The organism is Streptomyces pratensis (assembly GCF_037137275.1).
Classification (GTDB): Bacteria; Actinomycetota; Actinomycetes; order Streptomycetales; family Streptomycetaceae; genus Streptomyces; species Streptomyces pratensis_B.
Map to the genome: position 1 here is coordinate 24,750 of NZ_JBBBEN010000072.1, position 24,051 is coordinate 48,800.

The 24,051-nt window shown below is 74.1% G+C and carries 17 protein-coding genes; 8 read left to right on the forward strand and 9 right to left on the reverse strand.

All coding sequences use genetic code 11. The annotated features are described in order from the left end of the window. Positions 1 to 181: 181 nt before the first annotated feature. The 8 genes from eccE to V9U70_RS07690 all read left to right on the forward strand — a co-directional run bounded on the left by eccE (position 182) and on the right by V9U70_RS07690 (position 12,025). Entirely contained in the window at positions 182 to 1,543 is a 1,362-nt protein-coding gene (gene eccE / locus V9U70_RS07655; protein WP_419723950.1) for a type VII secretion protein EccE, read from the forward strand. Between the two features lie 127 nt (positions 1,544 to 1,670). Next, entirely contained in the window at positions 1,671 to 2,408 is a 738-nt protein-coding gene (locus tag V9U70_RS07660; RefSeq protein WP_336673716.1) for a hypothetical protein, read from the forward strand. A 359-nt stretch (positions 2,409 to 2,767) separates the two neighbouring features. After that, on the forward strand, positions 2,768 to 5,821 hold the full coding sequence (locus tag V9U70_RS07665; RefSeq protein WP_336673717.1) for an SCO5717 family growth-regulating ATPase: 3,054 nt from the start codon (positions 2,768 to 2,770) through the stop codon (positions 5,819 to 5,821). Between the two features lie 195 nt (positions 5,822 to 6,016). Then, positions 6,017 to 7,894 carry an ABC transporter substrate-binding protein gene (locus tag V9U70_RS07670; RefSeq protein WP_336673718.1) on the forward strand — a complete coding sequence of 626 codons (1,878 nt, stop codon included), beginning with the start codon at positions 6,017 to 6,019 and terminating at the stop codon, positions 7,892 to 7,894. A gap of 3 nt (positions 7,895 to 7,897) precedes the next feature. After that, positions 7,898 to 8,980: an ABC transporter permease gene (locus V9U70_RS07675; protein WP_336673719.1), complete on the forward strand. Its 1,083-nt coding sequence runs from the start codon at positions 7,898 to 7,900 to the stop codon at positions 8,978 to 8,980. Beyond that, positions 8,977 to 9,918 carry an ABC transporter permease gene (locus V9U70_RS07680; RefSeq protein WP_336673720.1) on the forward strand — a complete coding sequence of 314 codons (942 nt, stop codon included), beginning with the start codon at positions 8,977 to 8,979 and terminating at the stop codon, positions 9,916 to 9,918. The genes V9U70_RS07675 and V9U70_RS07680 overlap by 4 nt, the downstream gene beginning before the upstream one ends. Continuing rightward, on the forward strand, positions 9,915 to 11,015 hold the full coding sequence (locus V9U70_RS07685) for an ABC transporter ATP-binding protein (protein WP_336673721.1): 1,101 nt from the start codon (positions 9,915 to 9,917) through the stop codon (positions 11,013 to 11,015). Before V9U70_RS07680 ends, V9U70_RS07685 begins: the two co-directional genes overlap by 4 nt. Further along, entirely contained in the window at positions 11,015 to 12,025 is a 1,011-nt protein-coding gene (locus V9U70_RS07690; RefSeq protein ID WP_336673722.1) for an ABC transporter ATP-binding protein, read from the forward strand. Before V9U70_RS07685 ends, V9U70_RS07690 begins: the two co-directional genes overlap by 1 nt. Before the next feature lie 59 nt (positions 12,026 to 12,084). Here the strand turns inward: V9U70_RS07690 and V9U70_RS07695 are convergent, their stop codons facing one another. From V9U70_RS07695 to rimP, 9 genes are all read right to left on the reverse strand, one after another. Continuing rightward, entirely contained in the window at positions 12,085 to 13,041 is a 957-nt protein-coding gene (locus tag V9U70_RS07695; RefSeq protein WP_336673723.1) for a bifunctional riboflavin kinase/FAD synthetase, read from the reverse strand. Positions 13,042 to 13,084: 43 nt separating this feature from the next. Next, on the reverse strand, positions 13,085 to 16,633 hold the full coding sequence (locus tag V9U70_RS07700) for a trypsin-like peptidase domain-containing protein (protein ID WP_336673724.1): 3,549 nt from the start codon (positions 16,631 to 16,633) through the stop codon (positions 13,085 to 13,087). Between the two features lie 212 nt (positions 16,634 to 16,845). Beyond that, entirely contained in the window at positions 16,846 to 17,748 is a 903-nt protein-coding gene (gene truB / locus V9U70_RS07705; RefSeq protein WP_336673725.1) for a tRNA pseudouridine(55) synthase TruB, read from the reverse strand. Next, positions 17,745 to 18,221 (reverse strand): 30S ribosome-binding factor RbfA, encoded by a 477-nt coding sequence (gene rbfA, locus V9U70_RS07710; RefSeq protein ID WP_336673726.1) that lies wholly within the window; start codon positions 18,219 to 18,221, stop codon positions 17,745 to 17,747. Before rbfA ends, truB begins: the two co-directional genes overlap by 4 nt. Before the next feature lie 38 nt (positions 18,222 to 18,259). Further along, a complete protein-coding gene (locus V9U70_RS07715; RefSeq protein ID WP_073771471.1) occupies positions 18,260 to 18,553 on the reverse strand; it encodes a DUF503 domain-containing protein in 294 nt (97 codons plus the stop codon). Between the two features lie 174 nt (positions 18,554 to 18,727). Then, on the reverse strand, positions 18,728 to 21,838 hold the full coding sequence (gene infB, locus V9U70_RS07720) for a translation initiation factor IF-2 (RefSeq protein WP_336673727.1): 3,111 nt from the start codon (positions 21,836 to 21,838) through the stop codon (positions 18,728 to 18,730). Between the two features lie 149 nt (positions 21,839 to 21,987). Further along, a complete protein-coding gene (locus tag V9U70_RS07725; RefSeq protein WP_336673728.1) occupies positions 21,988 to 22,266 on the reverse strand; it encodes a YlxR family protein in 279 nt (92 codons plus the stop codon). 113 nt (positions 22,267 to 22,379) lie between these two features. Next, positions 22,380 to 23,420 carry a transcription termination factor NusA gene (gene nusA, locus V9U70_RS07730; protein ID WP_336673729.1) on the reverse strand — a complete coding sequence of 347 codons (1,041 nt, stop codon included), beginning with the start codon at positions 23,418 to 23,420 and terminating at the stop codon, positions 22,380 to 22,382. A gap of 2 nt (positions 23,421 to 23,422) precedes the next feature. Beyond that, complete coding sequence (gene rimP / locus V9U70_RS07735; protein ID WP_336673730.1) at positions 23,423 to 23,926, reverse strand: ribosome maturation factor RimP; 504 nt, start codon at positions 23,924 to 23,926, stop codon at positions 23,423 to 23,425. Between the last annotated feature and the right edge of the window lie 125 nt (positions 23,927 to 24,051).

Sequence of the window (24,051 nt, forward strand, 5' to 3'; positions counted from 1 at the left end):
GGACGCCCCTCGCTCCCGTGCCGGACCCCGGTGCCGGACCTGCTGCCGGACCGGCCCCCTACTATGCCTGCTGACGCCGGGCGCCCAGGGGCCGGGTAGGGTGATCCAGCCCCCAAGCCCCCGGCGGGGCAGGGGCGATCGGGTTGACTTGGGGCCTTACGAACGGGGGAATGCCGGAATGATGGTTTCCGCAACGCGGACACGTCAGGCCGGGCGCGGGGCTCCTCCGGGGTCCCGCGGAACAGGGGAGCCGCCGTCGCGACGCCGGGGCTCGCGCTCGTCGGCCGAGGGCCCGGCCGACGCTCAGGCCGGGGCCGGCCGGACGGCCGCCCCGCGGCTGAACGGACGGGCCGGCCCCTTCGGTTCGTTCCGATTGCAACAGCTCGTCCTCCTCGAAGTCGCCGCCGGTCTGCTGCTCTCCGCCTGGGTGATCGAGCCGCTGCTGCTCGTCCCGGTCGGGGCCCTCGCCGCGGTGCTGGTCCTGCTGGCCGTGGTCCGCAGGCACCGCCGCTCGCTGCCGGAGTGGCTGAGCACGGTCATCGCCCTGCGGGCGCGTACCCGCCGGGCGGCCGCTCTGACGCTTCCGCCGGACGTCGAACCGGGCCTCGCCCCCGCGGTCGAGTGCGATCCGGCGCTGCGCACCAGCTCGTTCAGCGACCGCGACCGGCGGCCGGTCGGGATGATCGGCGACGGAACCTTTCTCACGACCGTCGTCCGGGTCGAGTCGGACGCCACCGCCCTGCGGCCTGACCGCTCGGCCCGCCCGCTTCCGCTGGCCCTGGTCAAGGACGTCCTGGAGGTCGACGGCATCCGGCTGGAGTCCGCGCAGGTCGTCCAGCACACCCAGCCGGCCCCCGCGCCGCACCTGCCGCCGCAGTCCGTCGCGGCGCGCAACTACGCGCCGTTGCAGGCCCGGACCGGGTCTCCGGCGCTGCGAATCACCTGGATCGCGTTGAAGGTCGACCCGGAGCTGTGCCCGGAGGCGGTGGCGGCGCGCGGCGGCGGAGTCGTCGGTGCGCAGAAGTGCGCGGTGCGCGTGGCCGATCAGCTGGCCAGCCGGCTCACCGGCGCCGGGTTCCGCGCGACGGTGCTCACCGAGCAGGAGCTGACCGGGGCCATCGCCACCTCCGCGTGCGTCAGCCCGATGGCGATGACGCACGCCAGTCGCGCCGAGACGCCGGGGCGGCGTACCCGGGAGACGGCGCGCACCTGGCGCTGCGACGACCGGCGGCACACCACGTACTGGGTGGCGCGCTGGCCCCGGTTGGGCGGCGGGGGTGCGTCGATGCCGCAGTTGGTGGCGCTGCTCACCTCGCTTCCCGCGCTGGCCACCACCTTCAGCCTGACGCTCGGCCGGGGCGACCGGTCCGAGGTCGAGGTCACCGGCCATGTCCGGATCACCGGCGGCAGCGACGAGGAACTCCTGACCGCACGGCACGAGTTGGAGCGGACCGCCCGGGGCGTGAAGACCTCTTTGGTGCGGCTCGACCGGGAGCAGCTGCCCGGGGTCCTGGCCACCCTGCCGCTGGGCGGGGCCCGCTGATGCCGGGCACCGCGGTGCAAACACCTGGCCCGGCGGGCGAGCGGAGCGCAGCGGCACGGGGCCCCGCGCCGAGCCCCGCAGGGGGTCGCGCGGTCATCGTCACCGGAACGCACGGGAGCAGGTACTGATGTCCACTCCGAGCAGCTCGACGGCTCCGGGCGGCCGGGCCCGGCGTGGTTTCGGGCTGATCGGCCCGCGCCGCGGCCGCCACACGGTCTCCCTGGACGAACTGGGTTCGCTGGGGCTGCCGGTCGGCGACGACGGCGCGGTGATCGGGGTCGACGCCGAGGGCCGGCCCGCGGTCCTGGGCATCAACCGGCCCACCCCGTACGAGGTCACCCTGATCGGCGGCCTCTGGACCGCACAGGTGCTGGCCCTGCGCGCCGCCGGGACCGGGGCGCGGATCGCGGTGGAGACGGGCCGGGCCCAGGCCTGGACCTCCCTCGCGCAGGCCGCGGGCGGCGGGCAGCCGTGCATCTCGCTGCACGACGTCGGCCGGGTGCCGCCGCAGGGCGCTTCGGCCGGTTCCCCGGTGGTCGTCGTCCGCGACTGCGGGATGCGGCCGCCCCGGGGCCGGGTGGCGTCGGGGCCGTGGCAGTCCGTGGTGACGCTGCTCCCCTACCTCAGCCCGGTGGCGCCGCGCCTGATGAAGAAGTCGGCGCTGGTGGGCGTCCAGCGGGTCTCCCCGGACGAGTCGGCGCTGATCGGCCGGATCATGAACCTGTCGTCGACGGAGTCGCAGGCGTTGTCCACGCTGGCCGACGGCGTCACGCTGTGGTGCGCCGGCCGGGACCGGCAGTTCGTGATGACGCAGGCCACGGATGCCGAGACGGGGTTGCTGGGCAGCGCACGCAGGATGGACTGAGAGGGACTCGGGCGGTGGGCGCCCGCTCGTCCTCCTCATCTCCGCGCCGGGCCCCGGTTCTCCTTCTGCGCGTGCCGACGCGTCACGGACCCGTGCGCACGCGTGCCGATGACGGCTGCTCACCCCGGTGACCGATGCCCGCACACCGTCGGCGGGGGACGTGAGGGAGAGGCAGAGCGAGGGCGAACGCCCTGCCTGAGTTCACGCGACGGCGATTAGGGTGGGTGGGGGCGCGGCAGAGAACCTGCGAGCAGGTGATGCGCGTCGCAAGGGGGAGAGCCGGGCGGACCGGTACATCGGGAACGGTCGCGCCCCCACCCACCACGGCACAAGGGTGCTCGACCACACCAGGAGGCAAAGTGAACGGCGATCGGGACGAGACCCACGGCGGATGGGACATGCCCGTCGACGAGTCGTCCGACGCGGATTCCGCCGAGATGACGGGTGAGTTCACCATCGACTACACCCCTCCCGCCTGGTACACGCAGAACGCGGCGGGCGATTCGTCGGGGGGAGCGGGCTCGCACCTGACGCCCCCCAGCGCGCCCGTGGCCGCGCCCGGCCTGCCGGCCCCCGGTGGCTTCGCCCCCGACCGGGCCCCCGCGCCGCCGACTCCCGCCGGGCCGGGCGCCCTCGAAGGCCAGGCGGCCCCTGAGACCCCGTCCGCGGCGCCCGCCGTCCCGCAGACGCCGCACGCGCAGCCCTCCCCCGCCGTTCCGGCAGCGCAGTCGGTCTCGGAGGCCTCCGCGCAGGAGTCCGGCGATCCGGGCCCGTTCGGCGGCGGGGACGTGGAGAGCGGTGCGACCATGCGGTTCTCCCCGGCCGCGCTCCAGCGGGAGATCGCGGAGCGCGACGCCGCGGGCTCCGCCGGGGCCGCGCAGGCCGGTGGAGCCGGCGCCGCGACCCTCGGCCCGGAGAGCGGTGCGGCTGCCTCGTCCACCCTCTCCGCCACCTCCGCCTCGTCCGGTTCCGGCACGGACGTGCCCCCCTCCGCCGGCGCCGGTCCCGCCTCGGGCGCGTCCACCGGTGCGGGCCCCGCCCCCGGCACGGATGCCCCGGTCGACGCTGCCGCGGACGCGGGCTCCGCCTCCGGTGCGGACGCAGGCTCCCGGACGGACGCGGGCACCTCAGCCGCCCTGGGTGCGGACCCGCGCCCCGCGGACACCGACGCGTCTTCCGACGCCGCAGACGCGTCCGGGAACGCGGACACCTCCGACGTGCCTCCCGACGCCGCGGCAGAAGCGGGCCCACGGGACGCCACTGCCTTGGACGCCCTGCCGCAGGATGCGCCGGCGCCCGGCCCGGGCGCCCCGCAGCCGGGCACCCCGCAGGACGCCGCCGCGCCGGCCCCGTGGTCCCCGCCCGCCCAGGGCGGCGCACTGCCGCCGTTGCCTCCCGCCTTCCAGCCGGCCGCTCCGCAGCCCCTCGCTCCGCAGCCCGCGGCGCAGTGGCCCGCGCCCGGCCCGGCGCACGGCTCAGCCGCCGGCTACGGTTTCCCGCACGCGGCTCAGGCCCCCCAGCCACCCCACCAGCCGCCCCAGGCCCCGCAGCCGCCCCAGCCCTTCCCCGGCCAGGGCGCACCGCTGCCGCCGCAGGCCCACCCCCAGACCCCCCAGGGCGCGGACGGCTACGGCTTCCCGCCGCATCTGCCCCCGCAGAGGGCCCACGGAGGTTACGGCTTCCCGCAGGCACCGCCGGGTCAGCCGGGACAGCCGCAGCCGGGGCACTCAGCCCAGGCGGGACCGCCGGCCCCCGCGCCCCAGCAGCCGGGGCAGGCGCCTGCGCAGTATCCGAACGCCCCGTATCCGCCCCTGGGCGCGCCGCACGCCCCCGCGCCGCACGCCCCGACGAGTCCGCCGCAGCCCGGCCCGTACCAGCAGCCCCCGGCACCGCACCAGCAGCCGCACCTCCCGGCGCAGCAGCCGGGCGGCCCCGGCGCACCCCACCAGCCGGTCGACCCCCGTACCGGCGCGGCCTGGCCCGCCCCGGTCGCGCACGATCAGCGCGAGCGGTCCGTGCCGGGCGCGCCGCTCGGGTACACGGCGGCCGTCGAGCTCTCGTCCGACCGTCTGGTCCGGGGAAAGCAGAAGGCCAGGAGCAGCCGCAACCCCTCGGGGGCCTCGCGGTTCAAGCTGGGCGGCAAGAAGGAGGAGATCGAGCGGCAGCGCAAGCTGGAGCTGATCCGCACTCCGGTGCTGTCCTGCTACCGCATCGCCGTCATCAGCCTCAAGGGCGGTGTCGGCAAGACCACCACGACGACCGCGCTGGGCTCGACACTGGCCACCGAGCGGCAGGACAAGATCCTCGCCATCGACGCCAACCCGGACGCGGGAACGCTGGGACGCCGGGTGCGGCGCGAGACCGGGGCGACCATCCGCGATCTGGTCCAGGCGATCCCGTACCTCAACTCGTACATGGACATCCGGCGGTTCACCTCCCAGGCCTCCTCGGGGCTGGAGATCATCGCCAACGACGTGGACCCGGCGGTCTCCACGACGTTCAACGACGAGGACTACCGGCGCGCGATCGAAGTGCTCGGCAAGCAGTACCCGATCATCCTCACGGACTCGGGCACCGGGCTGCTCTACAGCGCGATGCGCGGGGTCCTGGACCTCGCCGACCAGCTGATCATCATCTCGACGCCCTCGGTGGACGGAGCGTCCAGCGCCTCCACGACGCTGGACTGGCTCTCGGCCCACGGCTACGCGGACCTGGTGCAGCGTTCGCTCACCGTCATCTCCGGGGTCCGCGAGACCGGCAAGATGATCAAGGTCGACGACATCGTGCAGCACTTCGAGACGCGGTGCCGGGGCGTCGTCGTCGTGCCGTTCGACGAGCACCTGGCGGCGGGCGCCGAGGTCGACCTGGACATGATGCGGCCCAAGACGCGTGAGGCGTACTTCCGCCTCTCTGCGCTGGTCGCCGAGGACTTCTCGCGGGCTCAGCAGCAGCAGGGGCTGTGGACCTCCGACGGCCAGAACCCGCCGCCGCAGTACGCCCCGCCGCTGCCCGGCCGGCAGGGCCACCCCGCGCCCGGCGGTCCGGTGCCCGGTCAGCAGCCGTACCCCTCTCAGCAGCCCGGGCCCGGTGCGCCCTACCCGCCCCAGCACCCCGGTCAGCAGCCGTACCCTCCGCAGGACCATGGCGGACAGCCGCCGTACGGGGGATATCAGGGGGCCGGTCAGCCGGGCGCGCCGCAGCACCCCCACCCTCCGCAGCCGACGTCCGACGGAGTACGGAACGGGTGGCCCCCGCAGGCCCAGTCGGGTGCTCCCGGCGCGGGCGCACCGCAACAGCAGGGACAGCCGGACGGGCAGCCCGGCCCGGCCGGACCGCCCGATCCGCCGGGCCCGATGCCTCCCGCGGACTGGCAGCAGACGCCTCCGCAGCCGCCGCCCGCGCCTGGCCAGTGAGGCGAAAGAGGTAGAGACCAATGAGGGCCCGCACCGCTCGCGCGGTGCGGGCCCTTCGGGTATTCCCGCAGCACACACGCGGTTTGACACACCGTTGACGAGGCCGACCACCGCTGGTAGACCTTCGCTTCACCAACTGGCGCACCAGAGATCTCCCCGCCTTCTCCCAGCGAGTGATGACGCGAGGTACCGTCCATGGTCACAAGAGCCCCCGCCCGCTCCTCCCGGCCGCGCCGGCGCCCGCGTCTCCTGCTGGCCTCCGGCGCGGCCGCCCTGGCGCTCACCGCCGGGTCCGTCGTTCCGGGGCGTCCCCTCGTCCCCGCGCCCGCCGAGGCCCGCGCGGAGGACGGCAGGACGACGCTCACCGTCGCCGTCGCGCAGAGCGTCGACTCGCTCAGTCCCTTCCTCGCTCAGCGGCTGCTCAGCACGAGCATCCACCGGCTCATGTACGACTTCCTCACCAACTACGACCCGCAGGACAACCACGCCGTCCCGGGGCTCGCCACCGCCTGGGAGCCCTCCGCGGACAAGCTGACGTGGACGTACACGATCCGGTCGGACTCCCGGTGGTCCGACGGGCGCCAGGCCACCGCGAAGGACGCGGCCTGGACGTTCAACAAGATGATGACGGACGAGGCGGCGGCGACCTCCAACGGCAGCTTCGTCGGGAACTTCGAGAAGGTGACCGCGCCCAGCAAGGACAAGCTGGTCATCACGTTGAAGAAACCGCAGGCCACGATGGCCGCGCTGGACGTGCCGATCGTGCCGCGGCACATCTGGGAGAAGGTCGGCGACTTCTCGAAGTTCAACAACGACCAGGACTTCCCCGTCGTCGGGAACGGTCCGTTCATCCTGACGGACTACAAGGTCGACAGCTTCGTGAAGCTGGAGGCCAACAAGGACTTCTGGCGCGGCGCGCCCAAGTTCGACGAGCTCGTCTTCCGCTACTACAAGGACCAGGACGCGGCCGTCGCCGCACTGCGCAAGGGCGAGGTGTCCTTCGTCGCGGGCAGCCCCAGCCTGACCCCGGCCCAGGCCGCCTCGCTGGAGAGCGCCCCGGACATCAAGGTGAACGACGCCCCGGGCCGGCGCTTCTTCGCCCTCGCCGTCAACCCCGGGGCCCGCACCAGGGACGGCCGGCGGTTCGGCGACGGCCACCCGGCGCTGCTGGACCAGAAGGTGCGGCACGCCCTGTTCAGGGCGGTCGACCGCAAGGCCCTCGTCGACAAGGTCTTCCAGGGCCACGCCGTCGAGGGCGAGGGCTACATCCCGCCGCGCTTCCCGGAGTACTTCTGGAAGCCCGCCGCGGGGCAGAAGCTCTCCTACGACCCGGCGAAGGCCGCCGCGCTCCTGGACGAGGCGGGGTACCGGAAGAACGGTCAGGGCAAGCGGGTCGGCGAGGACGGCCGGCCGCTGGACTTCCGCATCCTGTGCCACGCCACCGACCCGAACGACAAAGCGGTCGGCAAGTACCTCCAGGAGTGGTGGGGCGACCTGGGCATCGGTCTGAGGGTCGACTGCCGCGACAACGTCTCCGACCCCTGGTACGCCGGTGAGTACGACCTGGCCTTCGACGGCTGGTCCGTCAACCCGGACCCGGACTTCGTCCTGTCGATCCACACCTGCGCCGCGCTGCCCGCCAGGGCGAAGCAGTCGGCCACGACCGACAACTTCATCTGCGACGAGCGCTACGACGAGCTGTACACGAGGCAACTGGCCGAGTACGACCCCGCCAAGCGGGCGGATCTGGTGCGGCAACTGGAGTCGCGGCTGTACGACACCGGGTACATGAACGTCATGGCGTACCCGAATGCCGTCGAGGCCTACCGCACCGACCACATCGAGTCCATCACCACCATGCCCTCGGCCGCGGGCAACATCTACGGCCAGGACGGCTACTGGAGCTGGTGGTCGGCCGTCCCGGCCGCCGGGGCCTCCTCGTCGTCCGCCGCGAGCTCCGGCGGCGTCTCCACCGGGGTCCTCGTCGGGGCCGGGGTCGCCGTCGTCGTCCTCGCCGGTGGCGGACTCCTGTTCGCCATGCGTCGCCGCTCCACCGCGGAAGACCGTGAATAGTCCATGAGCACTGAGAGCACTCCCGCGCCGCCTAAAGGCGCGGCGGGCGCGGAGGGCGACGGCCCGGCTCCGGCCGGGCCCTCGCCCCGCGCCCCGCGCTCCCGCGCGGCGGCCGCCTACGCCCGTTACGCGGCGGGCAAGCTGGCCGGTGCGGCCGTCTCCCTCTTCGCCGTCCTGGTCACCAGCTTCTTCCTCTTCCGGCTGATCCCCGGCGACCCGGTCAAGCAGATGACCGGCGGCCGTCAGGTGTCGGCCGGCCAGCTTGCGGCGATGCGCCGTGAGTTCGGCCTCGACCTGCCGCTGTGGCAGCAGTTCACTCAGTACTGCGGCAAGGCGCTGACCGGCGACTTCGGTACGTCGTACCAGTTCCGCGCCCCCGTCGTCGACAAGATCACCGAGGCGCTGCCCGCCACCCTGCTGCTCACCGGCACGGCCTTCGTCATCTACACGCTGCTCGGCATCTGGCTGGGGGCCCGGTCCGCCTGGCGCAACGGCGGCGCCGGGGACCGCGCCAACACCGCGTTCGCCCTGACGCTGTACTCGGTGCCCTCGTTCTGGCTCGGCCTGCTCCTCATCATCACGCTGTCGGTGGGCATCGGGCCGCTCCCCGGCCTCTTCCCGACCGGCGGCATGGAGTCCGGTTCCACGACCGGCTTCGACCGGGTGCTCGACGTCGCCCACCACATGGTGCTGCCCGTCATCACACTCGTCGCCGTGGAGTACGCGCGCACCCTGCTGGTGATGCGCTCCTCCCTGCTGGACGAGATGGGCAGCGACTACCTGACGACGGCGCGGGCCAAGGGGTTGCGCGACGATCTCGTACGCCGCCGGCACGCCGTCCCGAACGCGCTGCTGCCCACGGTGACCCTGCTCTTCGTGAACCTCGGCACGACGGTCGCGGGGGCCATCCTGGTGGAGACCGTGTTCTCCTGGCCGGGCCTGGGCGGCCTCTTCTACCAGGCGCTCAGCGTGCCCGACCTGCCGTTGGTGCAGGCGCTGTTCTTCGTGTTCGCCGCCGCGGTGATCCTGATGAACACGCTCGCCGACGTGATCTATCCACTGCTCGATCCCCGGGTGGGCCGATGACGACCTCGATGGAGAAGCCCCCCAGGACGCCGGAGGCCGGGGGGACGCAGAGCCCGCGGGCGCTCGCCCGTGCCCGGCGGCGGCAGGCCGCGCTCCGCTTCTGGCGGCAGTTCTGCCGGCAGCGGGCCGGTCTCGTCGGCCTCGCCGTGCTCGCGGTGATCACCCTGCTGGCGCTGACCGCCCCGCTGCTGGTGGGCGCCGACTCGCTGAGCGTCACCGACGCGCCGGGCGGCCCGATGGAGGAGCCGAGCGGGGAGTTCCCCCTCGGGACGGACCAGTTCGGGCGCAGCCTGCTCGCCCTGCTGCTCTGGGGGACCCGCGTCTCGCTGACGGTCGGGCTGCTCGCCGCGTTCCTGTCGGTGGCCATCGGCACGCTGGTCGGCATCACCGCGGGCCACTTCAGGGGCTGGTACGCGGGCGTCATCATGCGGATCACGGACTGGTTCCTGGTGATGCCGACGCTGGTCCTGGCCATCGCGCTGGCCACCGTCCTGTCCCGGTCGGTCTGGACGACGATCCTGGCGATCGGCGTGACGACCTGGCCGACGACCGCGCGGCTGGTACGGGCGCAGACGCTCTCCGTCGAGTCACGCCCGTACATCGAACGGTCCCGGGCGCTGGGCGGCGGGCACCGGCACGTCATGTCGCGCCATGTGCTGCCCAACGTGATGCCGCTGGTGCTCGCCCAGACCACCCTGGTGATCTCCGGCGCCATCCTCACCGAGGCGACCCTGGCCTTCCTCGGGCTCGGCGATCCCACGATCGTCTCCTGGGGCGGACTGCTCCAGGACGCCCGCGAGGCCGGCGCGGTCAGCTCCGGCGACTGGTGGTACCTCGCCCCGCCCGGGCTGGCCATCGCCGTGGTCGCCCTCGCCTTCACCCTGTGCGGCCGCGCCATCGAATCCGTGCTCAACCCCAAGCTGGGGGTGCCCCGTTGACCGCCACGACCACCACGACACAGCCGGACCCGTCCGCCTCTCCTGACCCGAACACGCCCGTCGGCGACCCGCCGCTCCTGGAAGTGCGGGACCTGCACGTCACCTACGGCGGCGGGAGCGGCGGCGTCCCCGCCGTGCGGGGGGTCGATCTGCGGGTAGAGGCCGGGCAGAAGCTCGGCATCGCCGGGGAGTCCGGGTGCGGCAAGTCGACGCTGGCCCTCGCCCTGCTGCGGTTGCTGCCCCCGTCGGCGCGTCTGACAGGCGAGATCCTGCTGGACGGCGAGGACGTCCTGACCATGAAGTGGGGGCGGCTGCGGGCGGTCCGCTGGGCGGGCGCGTCGATCGTCTTCCAGGGAGCGATGCACTCGCTCAACGCGGTGCACCGCGTCGGCGACCAGATCGCCGAACCGATTCTGCTGCACAGCAAGGCCACCCCGGCCGCCGCCAGAGAGCGCGCCGGGCAGCTGCTGGAACAGGTGGGACTGCCCGCCGCCCGGGCCGCGGCGTACCCGCACGAACTGTCCGGCGGTCAGCGCCAGCGCGTGATGATCGCGATGGCGCTGGCCTGCGACCCGCGCCTGATCGTGGCGGACGAGCCGACCACCGCGCTGGACGTGATGATCCAGGCGCAGATCCTGCGGCTGATCGAGGCGCTCGTCGCCGACCAGGGCGTGGGGCTCATCATGATCAGCCACGACCTGGCGGTGCTCGCCGACACCTGCGACCGGCTCTCGGTGATGTACGCGGGCCGGGTCGTCGAGGAGGGTCCCGCCCGGCAGGTGTACGCGGACGCCCGGCACCCGTACGGCAAGGCGCTCTCCGCCGCCTTTCCGAGGATCGGGGACCTCTCCTCCCGGCACGCCCCGCGCGGCCTGCCGGGCGACCCGCCGGACCCGGCGGCGCTGCCCCAGGGCTGCACGTTCCACCCGCGGTGCCCGGTGGCGCTGGACGCGTGCTCCGCCGACGACCCGCGGCTGCGGGACGCCGGCGACGGGCGGCGGGCGGCCTGCGTGCTGGTGGAGGCAGGCCCGGACGGCGCGCCGCCGGCGCCGTCGGCGTCCGGAAAGGCGCCCGCCGACGACACGAGGAGCCCTTGATGAGCACCACCCCACCGGCCGCCACCGCTCCCCTGCTCAGCGCGGAGGCGCTGAAGGTCGCCTTCCCCGGCCGGCGCGGGGCCGCCACGGCCCGTGCCGTCGACGGCGTCGACCTGGACATCCGGCCCGGGGAGATCGTCGCCCTGGTCGGCGAGTCGGGCTGCGGCAAGACGACGCTGGCCCGGTCACTGCTCGGCCTCGTCCCGCCTGCCTCCGGGCGCGTCACCTTCGCCGGCGCACCGCTCGCCGCCACCGGCCGCGCCCTCAAGGCGTACCGCAAACGGGTGCAGCTGGTCCTCCAGGACCCCAGCGGCTCGCTCAACCCCCGGCACACGGTCTACGACGCGGTGGCCGAGGGGCTGCGCATCCACGGGTACGCCGGGGACGAGCGGGCGGCGGTCAGCGAGGCTCTGGCGCGGGCGGGGCTGCGTCCGCCGGAACGGTTCTTCCTGCGGTACCCGCACGAGCTGTCGGGCGGTCAGCGTCAACGCGTGGTGATCGCCGGGGCGCTGGTGCTGAAGCCGGAGCTGATCGTGGCCGACGAACCGGTGGCTTCCCTGGACGCCTCCGTGCGGGGCGAGATCCTGGCGCTCCTGCTGCGGCTGCGCGACGAGCTGGGGCTCTCCGCGCTGGTGGTCACCCACGATCTGGGGCTCGCCTGGAACATCGCGGACCGGGTGGCGGTGATGTATCTGGGCCGGATCGTCGAGACGGGGCCGGTGGAGCAGCTGCTCACGGCTCCCCGGCACCCCTACACGCGGGCGTTGCTGTCCGTCCTGCCGGAGGCGCGGGGAGAGCCGATCGTGCTGGCCGGTGAGCCCCCGGACCCCTCGAAGGTGCCCCCGGGCTGCCGGTTCCACGTCCGCTGCCAGGTCCTCGCGTCGGGCGAGGCGGAGCGGGCGGGGGTCGCTGACGCGTGCCGCACGGTGGACCTGCCGGTGCTGAACGGAGGCGGGGCCGCCCAGGTGGCGTGTCACTGGGCGGCGGCGTGCGGTGGGGCCGGGCCCTGAGGCCCCGGCCCGCCGCGGCGGGTCGCGCCGGTGGGTGCGCCGGGCGGGCGAGGGGTGCGTCAGCGGGTGCGGGCGTACGCGGCGGTCAGCTCGCCGGCCCGCTTCACGTCGGCGGCCATCGCGACCAGGAGGTCGTCGACGGTGTCGAACTTCAGCATCCCGCGGACGTACGCGAGGAAGTCCACGGCCACGTGCAGCCCGTACAGCTCCAGGCCGACGCGGTCGATGGCGTACGCCTCGACGGTCCGCTCGGTGCCGTCGAACTGGGGGTTGGAGCCCACGGAGATCGCGGCGGGCATCGACTCCCCGTCCACCTCCAGCCAGCCGGCGTAGACGCCGTCGGCGGGGATCGCGGTGTGCGGCAGGGTCTCCACGTTGGCCGTCGGGAAGCCCAGCTCCCGCCCGCGCTGCGCACCGCGCACGACGACGCCCTCGACCCGGTGCGGCCGGCCGAGGATCTCGGCCGCTCCGGCGACGTCGCCCTCGGCGATCAGCCGGCGGGTGAGCGTGGAGGAGAAGGGCTGTCCGCCGCCCGCCTCACCGCTCACGAAGAGGTCGATGACCTCCACGGTGAAGTCATGGGCGGCGCCCAGCTCGGTCAGCAGGGCGACGTTCCCGGCGGCCCGGTGGCCGAAGCGGAAGTTCGGGCCCTCGATGACGGTCCGGGCGTGGAGCCGGTCGGCCAGGACCTTCGCGACGAAGTCGGCGGGCGACAGCTGGGAGAACTCGGCGGTGAACGGCAGGATCAGCACCGCGTCCACGCCGAGCTCGGCCATCAGCTCGGCGCGGCGGTGGTGCGGGGCGAGCAGCGGGGGGTGGCTGCCGGGGCGGACGACTTCGCTGGGGTGCGGGTCGAAGGTGACCACGACGGAGGGAACGCCCAGCTCACGGGCGCGCTCCACGGCCCGGCCGATGATCAGCTGGTGTCCGCGGTGCACGCCGTCGTAGGAGCCGATGGTGACGACGCTGCGCCCCCAGTCCTGGGGGATGTCCTCCAAGCCACGCCAGCGCTGCACTGTGACCGCTCCTCGCCCGAACCTGTGTACGTGTGTATGTCGATTACGCAGGTCTAAGACTGCCATGCTCACGCCCCACGGCCTGCATCGGCATCGGCATCGGGGGGCGTGAGCGCTCCAACTCCTCGACCGTGCGCCGGGCGCCGGGGCCCACCACCGCCGCCCACTCCTCGGGGGCGCCGGCCAGCCAGCGGGCGACCAGGGCGGCGAATCCGGGCGTCTGTCGAGCGAGTTCGACCACGGTGCGGTCGAAGCGGGCGGCGCCCTCGGGGGTGCGGACGAGCAGTGCGCCGGTGCGGTGGACGAGCGCGCGCGTACGGATCTCCGGGCGGCGCTCCGCACCCTCGGCCGCGGCCCGCAGCAACGCCTCCAGCACGGCCGGGTCCCGCCCGGTGTCCTGCTCGAACTCCAGCAGCACCTCCAGCAGCTCGGCCCGCAGCGGGCCGGACGCGGCGCTCTTGGCCCCGGCCAGGACCCGGGCGAGCGCGGCCCGCACGGGCGGCGGGGCGGGGCGGTCCCGGAGCAGCCCGGTCACCAGCGGCAGCAGCAGGGCCCGGGCCGCCGGGCCGTGCTCCAGGCGGAGGTCCACGTACAGCGCGACGTGCGTCCCGTCCTCCGGGTGGGCGTCGATGTACTCCCGTACGAGTCCGGCGACGTGCAGGGCGAGCGCGGGCGTGTCGAGGCCGGCGAGCGCCCGCAGCACCTCCCCGCCGCCGTCGCCGGGGCGGGCGAGGCGCGCGCGGAGTGCGGCGAGGACCGGCTCCGGGTGGGCGGGGAAGACCTCGGCGAGCAGTTCCACGGGCAGCCCGGGGTGGCCCGCGGCGAACAGGCGCAGCGCCTGCGGCAGGTGGCGGTCCCTGGTCTGCGGGTCCCGGACGAGGAGGGTCAGCGCGGCCGCGTGGAGTCCGCCGTCCTCCGGGCGGCCGAGGAGGACGAGGGCGGCGGTGCGCAGATGGGCCCGGTCGCCCTCCGCGGTGACCCGCTCCTGGAGGAGTCCGGCGTACCGGGCGGCGGCGGAGCGGCGGGCCGGGCGGTCCTCGTCCCGGGCCCAGCGCTCGACGGCCCGGCACAGTGCGGTGGGCTCGTCGTCCGCGAGGGCGGCGAGCAGCTCCCCGGCCCGCTGGTGCGGGGTGGCGACCAGCGCGTCGGTCAGCGCGTCGGGGGCGAGGTCGCGGCGGGCGTACAGCAGGGCCTGGGCCGCGGCGGCGACGGTGGGGCGCAGCGGGGCGTCCGGCGCGTCGGGGTCCACGAGCAGCGGGCGCTCGTCGGTGAACCAGCGGCACAGCAGGGGCTGCACGGTGGGCGCGTCGAGGGCGAGGCGACGGTCGACCGCGTCCAGATACCGCTCGTCGCCTGGGGTGCGCGGGAGGCCGTCGGCGGGCACGAGGCGGCGCAGCAGGTCGATCCGGTCCTCCTCCGGCAGCCGCAGCCGCCGCCAGAACCGGGGCCCGAACTCCCCGTGGGCGCCCAGCCCCCGGGCCGGGGCGGCGGAGCGCCGGGTGACGCGTCCGGCGAGGACCCGCAGAACCCCCAGGTAGGGGCGGGCGTCGGGCACCCGGAGCAGGCTGCCGGCCAGCAGGTGGGCCGCCCACCAGGCGGCGTCCTCGTCCCGGGGCCCCTCGTCGGTCCGGAGCCGGTCCAGGGCCTCGATCAGGTCGGCCATCCGGTGCGCGAGCGCGGCCGTGCCCTGGCGGCGGCCGAGCAGCACCATGGCCTGAATCACCGGGCCGATGCGGTGCCGGGGCACGGGCAGGCTGCGTGGCTCGCCCGTGCCCCGGGGGCGCGGGACCCGGCCGGGCTCGCCGCTCCCCCGGGGCCGGTGCCAGCGGTGCACCAGGGCCCGCAGCGCCGCGTCCAGATCGAGGTGCGCGCCCTGCACCCACTCGCCGAGCTCCTCGTGGGCGAAGCGGTAGCCCGCCCCGGCGGGGACGAGGAGGCCCTCGGTCAGCACGGCAGAGGCCCAGCCGGTGCGCCAGGGGAAGAGCTCCTCGAACGCCGCCCGGTCCAGCTCCCCCTGGCCCGGGCCCAGACAGCGGCGGGCCGCCTCGTGGACCTGGCCGGCGACCCGGGCGGCCAGCCTGCGCACGGCGGTGCCACGGGGCTGCTCGTCGGCGGCGGCCGCGATCCGGACGGCGACGCGCACGCACAGCAGGTCGAGGTGGGCGCCGAAGACGTCCTCGGCGCCTGGCCGGCCTGGGACGCCGGGCGGCAGCGCCTCGCGGACCTCGGCGAGCAGTCGCAGGGTGAGCGGATGCCGGTCGTGGCCGGGGGCGAGCCCGGCAAGCGGGATGCCGTAGCGCTCCTTGGCCCGCTCGGCCTGCTCAGGGGTGAGGTCGCCCAGGTACAGGGCGGGCGGCAGACCGCGGGCGGGGCGGCGGGGGCGGTGCAGCGCACCGGGCGGGTGGAGGGCCCCCGCGGTCTCCCAGTGTTCGGGGCGGCAGGCGACGACGATCTTGACCCGGTGCTCGTGCAGCCAGGAGGCGGTGGCCGCCGTCCAGTCGGCGAGCCGGTGGGCCAGCAGCGGCTCCATCTCCTCGGGGCCGTCGAGGACCATCAGGAGGGGGTGACCGGCGTCGGCGGCGAGCCGGGCGACGCGCTCGGGGGTGGCGGCGTCCATGTCGCCGCGGGCCCCGGCGGCGGCGACGATCCGGCCGGAGCGGGCGAGGGCGCGGCCCGCGGCGGCGGCGACGGAGGCGTCGTCGGCCAGCAGGTCGGCGCCGCGCAGCCAGAGCGTGGGGGCGGGCGCGCCGCCCTCGGCCCGGCGGGCGGCGAGGGCGGCCAGCTCCGTGGTGCGGCCGGTGCCGGGTGGGCCGACGAGACCGAGGACCGGGCCCGTACCGGCTTCGAAGGCGGTGAGCTCCGCGTGGACGTCCTCCCGCTCGACCGGGGCGACGGCGGCCTTGGGGCCGTCCGCAGAGCCGACGGAGGTGGCGGTGAGCTGAAGGGCCCCGGCGAGGTTGAGGTCGTGGCCGTAGGCGGGGGCCGTGAGGGCGTTGCGCCGCAGCAGGGCGTCCAGGGCTTCGTCGGCGCCGCGGGCGACCGGCAGGGCGAGCCCGGCCGCCTCGTGCGAGGTGCACAGCGCGGTGCACAGGACGCCGAGGACCGCGCCCGTGGCCGGGTCGGTCACCGGCCCCCCGATCGCCGCGCCCCCGGAGCGCAGGGCGTCGCGCCCGTCGGTGCCGAGGGCGAGCTCCAGGGCGGCGGGGACCGGGTGGACGCCGTCCGGCGCGGTGTACGTGGCGGGGGCGGTCCCGAGCACCCGGGCCTCGCGCCGGCCGTGCGCGGCGATGTCCACGTAACCGCCGGGCTCGGTCCGGGGGCGCGGGGAGACGGGGAGCGGCTCCGCGCCGAGGGCGTCGGGGTCGCCGGTGCGCAGCAGGGCGAGGCCGAGGGCGGGCAGTGCGGTGATGTCGTCGGGGCCGATGGAGCAGGTGCGGCCCTCGGCGCCGTGGAGGAGGAAGGGGCCGGGGGAGGCGACGGCCTGGTGGGCGGTGACGACCGTGCCCCGGTCGTCCGCGAGAAACCCCGTCCCTCGCGGCCGGCCGGCCTGATCGCAGATCCTCACCAGCTTCGGCCGGTCCCCGCTGCCCATGGTCCGACGTTAGGACGCGGCTGGCCCCCGCACGCCCACGGCGAGGGAAAGCGCCCCTCACGCTCCCGCGATTCACTCCGAGCGCCCGTCCAATGGGGTGAATGAGCGTGTCCTCTTGGACAGGAATGATGTGGGGGAGAACGGTGGAGCGGGCGCCCAGGGGGGGTGGGCGCCCGCTCCACGCAGATGCCGCGTCGGCACGCGGGCACGGCTCAGGCGAAGACGGCGAGGCTCTTGGCCCTGCCCTTCTCCTCCTCGACGAGCACGAGGAACGCCCCGTCCGGTCCGAAGACCGCGACCGGCCCCGGCGGATACGCCGGCATGTCCAGCCGCACGCCGTTGAGGAGCAGCTTGGCGCGCTTCTCGTCCACGTCCCAGCGGGGGAACGCGGACGCGGCCGCCTCTGCGACCGGCATCACGGTCAGCGACTCCTGGTGCTGGTCCAGGGTCCGCGCCGCGTCCAGTCCGTAGGGGCCGACCCGGGTGCGGCGCAGCGCGGTCAGATGGCCGCCCACGCCGAGCCCGGCGCCGAGGTCCCGGGCGAGGGCACGGATGTACGTCCCCGAGGAGCAGACCACGGAGACGACCAGGTCGAGGACCGGGGTGCCATCCTCCGCGACGGCCTCACGGACGTCGTAGACGCGGAAGGAGGAGACGGTCACCGGGCGGGCCGGGATGTCGAACTCCTCGCCGCCCCGAACCCGTGCGTAGGACCGCTTGCCGTCGATCTTGATGGCGCTGACCTTGGAGGGCACCTGCATGATCGGCCCGGTCAGCTCGGCCACCTGGGCGTCGATGGCCTCCCGGGTCACGCCGGACGCGTCGGTGGACGAGGTGAGCTCGCCCTCGGCGTCGTCGGTGACGGTGTCCTGGCCGAGCCGGATCGTGCCGAGGTACTCCTTCTCGGTCAGCGCGAGGTGGCCCAGCAGCTTGGTGGCCCGCTGGACGCCGAGCACGAGGACCCCGGTCGCCATCGGGTCCAGGGTGCCGGCGTGGCCGACCCGCCGGGTGCGGGCGATGCCGCGCATCTTGGCGACGACGTCGTGCGAAGTGAAGCCGGACGGCTTGTCGACGATGACAAGTCCGTCCGGCGTGGTGGTCTGCTGCTCGGTCATGCGGAGGTCGGACCCTCGTTCTCGTCGGAGGAACCGTCCTCGTCCTCGTCCTCGTCCTCCGGCTTGCGGTACGGGTCGGCCTCGCCGGCGTACTGCGCGCCGGTGGACACCTGGCGCACCTCCGCGTCCCTGGCCCGCGCCTTGTCGAGGAGGTCCTCGATGGTGCGGGCGTTGTCCGGGAGGGCGTCCGGCACGAAGGCCAGGCTCGGCGTGTAGCGGACCCCGGTCTGCCGCCCGACCTCGGAACGCAGGACGCCCTTGGCGCTCTCCAGCGCCGCGGCGGAGGCCGCGCGCTCCTCGTCGTCGCCGTAGACCGTGTAGAAGACCGTGGCCTCCCGCAGGTCGCCGGTGACCCGGGCGTCCGTGATCGTCACGAATCCCAGTCGTGGGTCCTTGATTCGCCGGTCCAGGGTCTCCGCGACCACGACCTGGATGCGATCGGCCAGCTTGCGGGCCCGCGCGTTGTCGGTCACCGGTCCGTCACTCTTCCTTCTGGTTTTCGCTTGCGTGTTCAGTCTTCGTCACTGTGCAGCCGCCGTCTCACCGACAGCAGCTCCACCTCGGGACGCGCGGCGACCAGCCGCTCGCACCGGTCCAGTACGTCCGTGAGGTGTCCGGTGTCCCCGGATACCACGGCAAGGCCGATCTCGGCCCTGCGGTGGAGATTCTGCCCGCCGGTCTCGGCCGCACTCACCGCGTACTTGCGCTGGAGTTCGGCGACGATCGGGCGGACGACGGAACGCTTCTCCTTCAGCGACCGTACGTCGCCGAGGAGCAGGTCGAAGGACAGAGTCCCTACATACATGGAGATCCGGATGTCCCGCCGGTTCGGGTTCGCGCCCCGCCAGAGCTTGGCGGGGACATCAGAACCGTACCGGAACGACCGGGGCCGATCGACGGAAATACGACCCGTCGACCGGCCCCGGCCGTGGGAAGGGGCCGGGGCACGAGCCCCGGGTCCCTCCCCGAACCCTGCGGATCAGCCTCGCGGCTTCTCGCGCATCTCGTACGTCGCGATGACGTCGTCGATCTTGATGTCGTTGAAGTTTCCGAGGTTGATACCGCCCTCGAAGCCTTCGCGGATCTCGGTGACGTCGTCCTTGAAGCGGCGCAGACCGGAGATGTTGAGGCTCTCCGCGATGACCTTGCCATCGCGCAGCAGGCGCGCCTTGGTGTTGCGCTTGACCTCGCCGGAGCGGACCAGCACACCGGCGATGTTGCCCAGCTTGGACGAGCGGAAGATCTCGCGGATCTCCGCCGTGCCGAGCTCGACCTCTTCGTACTCCGGCTTGAGCATGCCCTTGAGGGCCGCCTCGATCTCCTCGATCGCCTGGTAGATGACCGAGTAGTAGCGGACGTCCACCCCTTCGCGCTCGGCCATCTGCTGCGCACGCCCCGCGGCGCGCACGTTGAAGCCGATCACGATGGCGTCGGAGCCGGTCGCCAGGTCGATGTCCGACTCGGTGACCGCACCCACACCGCGGTGCAGGACCCGGATGTCGACCTCTTCGCCGACGTCGAGCTGGAGCAGCGAGGACTCGAGAGCCTCCACGGAACCGGACGCGTCGCCCTTGATGATGAGGTTGAGCTCCTGGACCAGACCGGCCTTGAGCGCCTCGTCCAGGTTCTCCAGGGAGAACCGGACGCCCTTGCGGGCGAAGTTGGCGTTGCGCTCACGGGCGGCGCGCTTCTCGGCGATCTGACGGGCCGTACGGTCCTCGTCCACCACCAGGAAGTTGTCGCCGGCGCCCGGGACGTTGGTGAGACCGAGCACGAGGACGGGGGTCGAGGGACCCGCTTCCTCGACGTTGTTGCCCGTGTCGTCGAGCATCGCCCGGACCCGGCCGTACGCGTCGCCGACGACCATCGTGTCGCCGATGCGCAGCGTGCCGCGCTGGACGAGGACGGTCGAGACCGCACCGCGGCCGCGGTCGAGGTGGGACTCGATCGCGATGCCCTGCGCGTCCTGGGCCGGGTTGGCCCGCAGGTCGAGCGAGGCGTCGGCGGTGAGGACGACGGCCTCAAGGAGGGACTCGATGTTGAGGCCCTGCTTGGCGGAGATGTCGACGAACATGGTGTCGCCGCCGTACTCCTCGGCCACCAGACCGAACTCGGTGAGCTGACCGCGCACCTTGGTCGGGTCGGCACCCTCGACATCGATCTTGTTGACCGCGACCACGATCGGCACCTCGGCCGCCTTGGCGTGGTTCAGCGCCTCGATCGTCTGGGGCATCACACCGTCGTTGGCCGCCACCACGAGGATCGCGATGTCGGTCGACTTCGCACCGCGGGCACGCATGGCGGTGAACGCCTCGTGACCCGGGGTGTCGATGAAGGTGATCTTGCGGTCCTCGCCGTTGACCTCGGAGGAGACCTGGTAGGCACCGATGTGCTGCGTGATGCCGCCGGCCTCGCCCGCGACGACGTTCGTCTTGCGGATCGCGTCCAGCAGTCGGGTCTTACCGTGGTCGACGTGACCCATGACGGTCACGACCGGCGGACGCGAGACCAGAGCCTCTTCGCCGCCCTCGTCCTCGCCGAACTCGATGTCGAAGGACTCGAGCAGCTCGCGGTCCTCCTCCTCGGGGCTGACGATCTCCAGGACGTAGTTCATCTCCTCCGCGAGAAGCCGGAGCGTCTCGTCGGAGACGGACTGCGTGGCGGTGACCATCTCGCCGAGGTTCATCATCACGGCGACGAGCGACGCCGGGTTGGCGTTGATCTTCTCCGCGAAGTCGGTGAGCGAGGCGCCGCGCGACAGCCGGACGGCCTGTCCGTTGCCGCGAGGCAGCATGACGCCGCCGACCGACGGGGCCTGCATGGCCTCGTACTCCTGGCGCCTCTGCCGCTTCGACTTGCGACCACGACGCGCCGGACCGCCGGGACGGCCGAACGCGCCCTGGGTGCCACCGCGGGCGTTGGGACCGCCGGGACGGCCGCCGAAGCCGGGACGGCCGCCGAAGCCGCCACCGCCGCCGGGACGGCCTGCGCCGCCGCCGCCACCAGGACCGGCCGGACGGCCTGCGAAGCCGCCACCGCCGCCGGGACGGCCTGCGAAGCCGCCGCCGCCACCGGGACGACCGCCGCCGCCACCGGGGCGACCGCCGCCGCCACCGGGACCACGGCCACCGCCGGGGCCGCCGCCGGGACGCGGGCCCGCGGCGGGACGCTGCGGCATCATGCCCGGGTTGGGACGGTTACCGGCGGGACCGCCGCCGGGACGCGGAGCCTGCGGGCGGGGCATGCCGCCCGGGGTGGGACGGGCGCCGCCCTGACCACCCTGGCCGCCCTGCGGACGCGGGGCGCCGCCGGGGCCGCTGCCCTGGGGGCGCGGGGCGCCGGGGCGCTCCGAGCCGCCGCCGGGGCGCGGGGCGCCGCCGGGACGGGGCGCAGAGGGGCGCGCCATGCCGGTGGAACCGCCGGAGGTGAACGGGTTGTTGCCCGGACGGGGGCCCGAGGGACGGGCGCCGGGGCGCGGGGCGCCCTGGCCCGCGGGGCGGGCGGGGCGGTCGCCGCCGCGCTCGCCGCCACGGCCGCCGTCACGCTGGCCGCCGTCGCGCTGACCGCCGGCCGGGGCCGGGCGGGCGGGGCGGGGGCCCGGAGTGGCGCCCGCGGGACGCGGGGCCTGGGGCTGCTGGGGGGCGGCCGGCTGAGCCGGAGCCGGAGCCGAGAACTCGGCGGCCGGGACCGGGGTCGCCGGGGCCGCCTTCGGCGCGGGCTTCGGGCCCGGACGGGGGCCCGCCGACGGCGCGGAAGGCGCTGCCGGGGTGCTGTTCGCCGGGGCCTCGGCCGCGGCCGGCTTGGGAGCCGGTGCGCCGGGCTTCGGGGCGGCGGGACGTGCCGCAGCGGCCGGGGAGGGCGCTGCGGGCTTTGCGGGCGTCGCCTTGCGGGGCGCGCCAGGCTTGGCAGCGGACTTGCCGGCGTTGCCACCGGGTCCCTGCAGTGCGTCGGTCAACTTACGTACAACCGGCGCCTCGATCGTCGAGGACGCCGAACGGACGAATTCACCGAGTTCTTGGAGCTTGGCCATGACGACCTTGCTCTCGACGCCGAACTCCTTGGCGAGTTCGTATACCCGGACCTTAGCCACTTCGCTCCTTTTAGGTCCGGGTTACCGCCGGACCGTCGCTACTTCATGGGCGTACTCATCGCGTACTCATCGAGTGCTCATCGCAATCTCGACCTACTTCCAACTCGCGAGGTACCTGACCGCACGGGGACCCGTGCCGTTCACTTTTCTTACGGTGTCACCCGCTCGACGAACCGCGTCAGTGCCGCGGTGTCGAACGGCCCCCTGGCCTTGAAGGCCCGGGGGAATGCCCGGCGGCGAACCGCCAGGTCGAGACAGACAGAGGCGGGGTGGAGATAAGCACCCCGGCCGGGCAGCGTACCGCGTGGATCAGGGGCGCAGACGCCCTCGTCCACCACGATGCGCAGCAGCTCGCTCTTGGCCGCTCGCTCCCGGCAGCCCACACAGGTGCGCTCGGGGCAAGCGCGGGCTTGCGTCCGGCCAGACACGGTTAAGTCTACCTCCCCGCAGCGACCTCACCCCGTGGGGGCAAAAATCGAACGGATGTTGTCGTGATCTCAGCGGCGTACGACCCAGATCTATTCCCTGGGCCCGCCCCGGGTCAACGCCTTTCCGAGCGCTCCCGGGCCCGCTCGGCCCGCTCGCGGTCGGCGCTCTCGCGCTCGGCGTCGGTCTCGGTGTCCGGCCGGATGTCGATGCGCCAGCCGGTGAGGCGGGCGGCGAGGCGGGCGTTCTGGCCCTCCTTGCCGATGGCCAGCGACAGCTGGTAGTCCGGCACGGTGACCCGGGCGGAGCGGGCCCCGAGGTCCACGACCTCGACCTGGCTCACCCGGGCGGGCGACAGGGCGTTGGCGACCATCTCGGCCGGGTCGTCCGACCAGTCCACGATGTCGATCTTCTCGCCGTGCAGCTCGGCCATGATATTGCGCACACGGCCGCCCATCGGGCCGATGCACGCGCCCTTGGCGTTGAGGCCGGAGCGGGTGGAGCGGACCGCGATCTTGGTGCGGTGGCCGGCCTCGCGGGCGATCGCCGAGATCTCGACGGAACCGTCCGCGATCTCCGGGACCTCCAGCGCGAAGAGCTTCTTCACCAGGTTCGGGTGGGTGCGCGAGAGCGTGACCGAAGGTCCGCGCACGCCCTTGGCGACCCGGACGACGTACGTCCGCAGGCGCAGACCGTGCGTGTACTCCTCGCCGGGAACCTGCTCCTGCACCGGAAGGATGGCTTCCAGCTTGCCGATGTCGACCAGGACGTTCTTCGGGTCCTTGCCCTGCTGGACCACGCCGGTGACGACGTCGCCCTCGTGGCCCGCGTACTCCCCGAAGGTGCGGTCGTCCTCAGCGTCGCGCAGCCGCTGCAGGATGACCTGCTTCGCGGTGGTCGCGGCGATCCGGCCGAACCCGGACGGGGTGTCGTCGAACTCCTTGGGCTCCTGGCCCTCTTCGAGATCGGCCGGGTCCTCCTTGGCCCACACCGTGACGTGGCCGTTCTCGTCGAGCTTCACGCGCGCCCGGCGGTAGCTGCCGTCGGTGCGGTGGTACGCGATGAGGAGGGCCGACTCGATCGCCCCGACGAGCACGTCGAAGGGGATCTCCTTGTCCTGCGCCAAGCCCTTCAGAAGCTTCACATCGATGTCCACGGCTACGCCTCCTCTTCCTTCTTGTCCTTGCGGTTGAATTCGATCTCCACGCGCGCCCTGGCGATCTCGTCGAAGGCGAGGCGGCGGGCGGTGGGCTTACGGCCCTTGACGCCGGGGACTTCGAGGTCGAGCCCGTCCTCGTCCACGGCGAGGATGCGGGCGACCAGCTCGTCGGACCCGTCGGCGGCGAGGTGGAACCTGGCCAGCCGGCCGGTGGCGCGTACGTAGTGGCGGTGCTCGCTCAACGGGCGGTCCGCGCCGGGGGAGCTGACTTCCAGGACGTATTCGTCGTCGCCCATCGCGTCGGTCTCGTCCAGCTTCTCGGAGATCGCGCGGCTCAGCTCCGCACAGGCGTCCAGCTCCACGCCCTCTTCCGAGTCCACGATGATCCGCAGCACTCTGCGGCGGCCGGCCCGGGACACCTCGATCTCCTCGAGGTCCAGCTGCTGGGCGCTGACGAGCGGTTCCAGCAGTCCGCGCAGCCTCTCGCTCTGGGTGGTGCTCATCCGGGTGACTCCTCGGCCGCGTGTGCTGTTGTGGGGATCGTCGTGCGTCAGGTCAAAGGGTATCCGGTCGCCAGGGGTGTTGCCGTCCCCCTGCCCCGTCACCGCGGGTACGCTCGCCTGCGGTG

Bases quoted from the DNA above. Each gene is read 5' to 3' on its own strand.
- V9U70_RS07660 (WP_336673716.1), top strand. From the start codon at position 1,671: ATGTCCACTCCGAGCAGCTCGACGGCTCCGGGCGGCCGGGCCCGGCGT.
- V9U70_RS07680 (WP_336673720.1), top strand. From the start codon at position 8,977: ATGACGACCTCGATGGAGAAGCCCCCCAGGACGCCGGAGGCCGGGGGG.
- V9U70_RS07670 (WP_336673718.1), top strand. From the start codon at position 6,017: ATGGTCACAAGAGCCCCCGCCCGCTCCTCCCGGCCGCGCCGGCGCCCG.
- V9U70_RS07715 (WP_073771471.1), bottom strand. From the start codon at position 18,553: ATGTATGTAGGGACTCTGTCCTTCGACCTGCTCCTCGGCGACGTACGG.
- V9U70_RS07690 (WP_336673722.1), top strand. From the start codon at position 11,015: ATGAGCACCACCCCACCGGCCGCCACCGCTCCCCTGCTCAGCGCGGAG.
- V9U70_RS07675 (WP_336673719.1), top strand. From the start codon at position 7,898: ATGAGCACTGAGAGCACTCCCGCGCCGCCTAAAGGCGCGGCGGGCGCG.
- truB (WP_336673725.1), bottom strand. From the start codon at position 17,748: ATGACCGAGCAGCAGACCACCACGCCGGACGGACTTGTCATCGTCGAC.
- V9U70_RS07700 (WP_336673724.1), bottom strand. From the start codon at position 16,633: ATGGGCAGCGGGGACCGGCCGAAGCTGGTGAGGATCTGCGATCAGGCC.
- eccE (WP_419723950.1), top strand. From the start codon at position 182: ATGGTTTCCGCAACGCGGACACGTCAGGCCGGGCGCGGGGCTCCTCCG.
- rimP (WP_336673730.1), bottom strand. From the start codon at position 23,926: ATGAGCACCACCCAGAGCGAGAGGCTGCGCGGACTGCTGGAACCGCTC.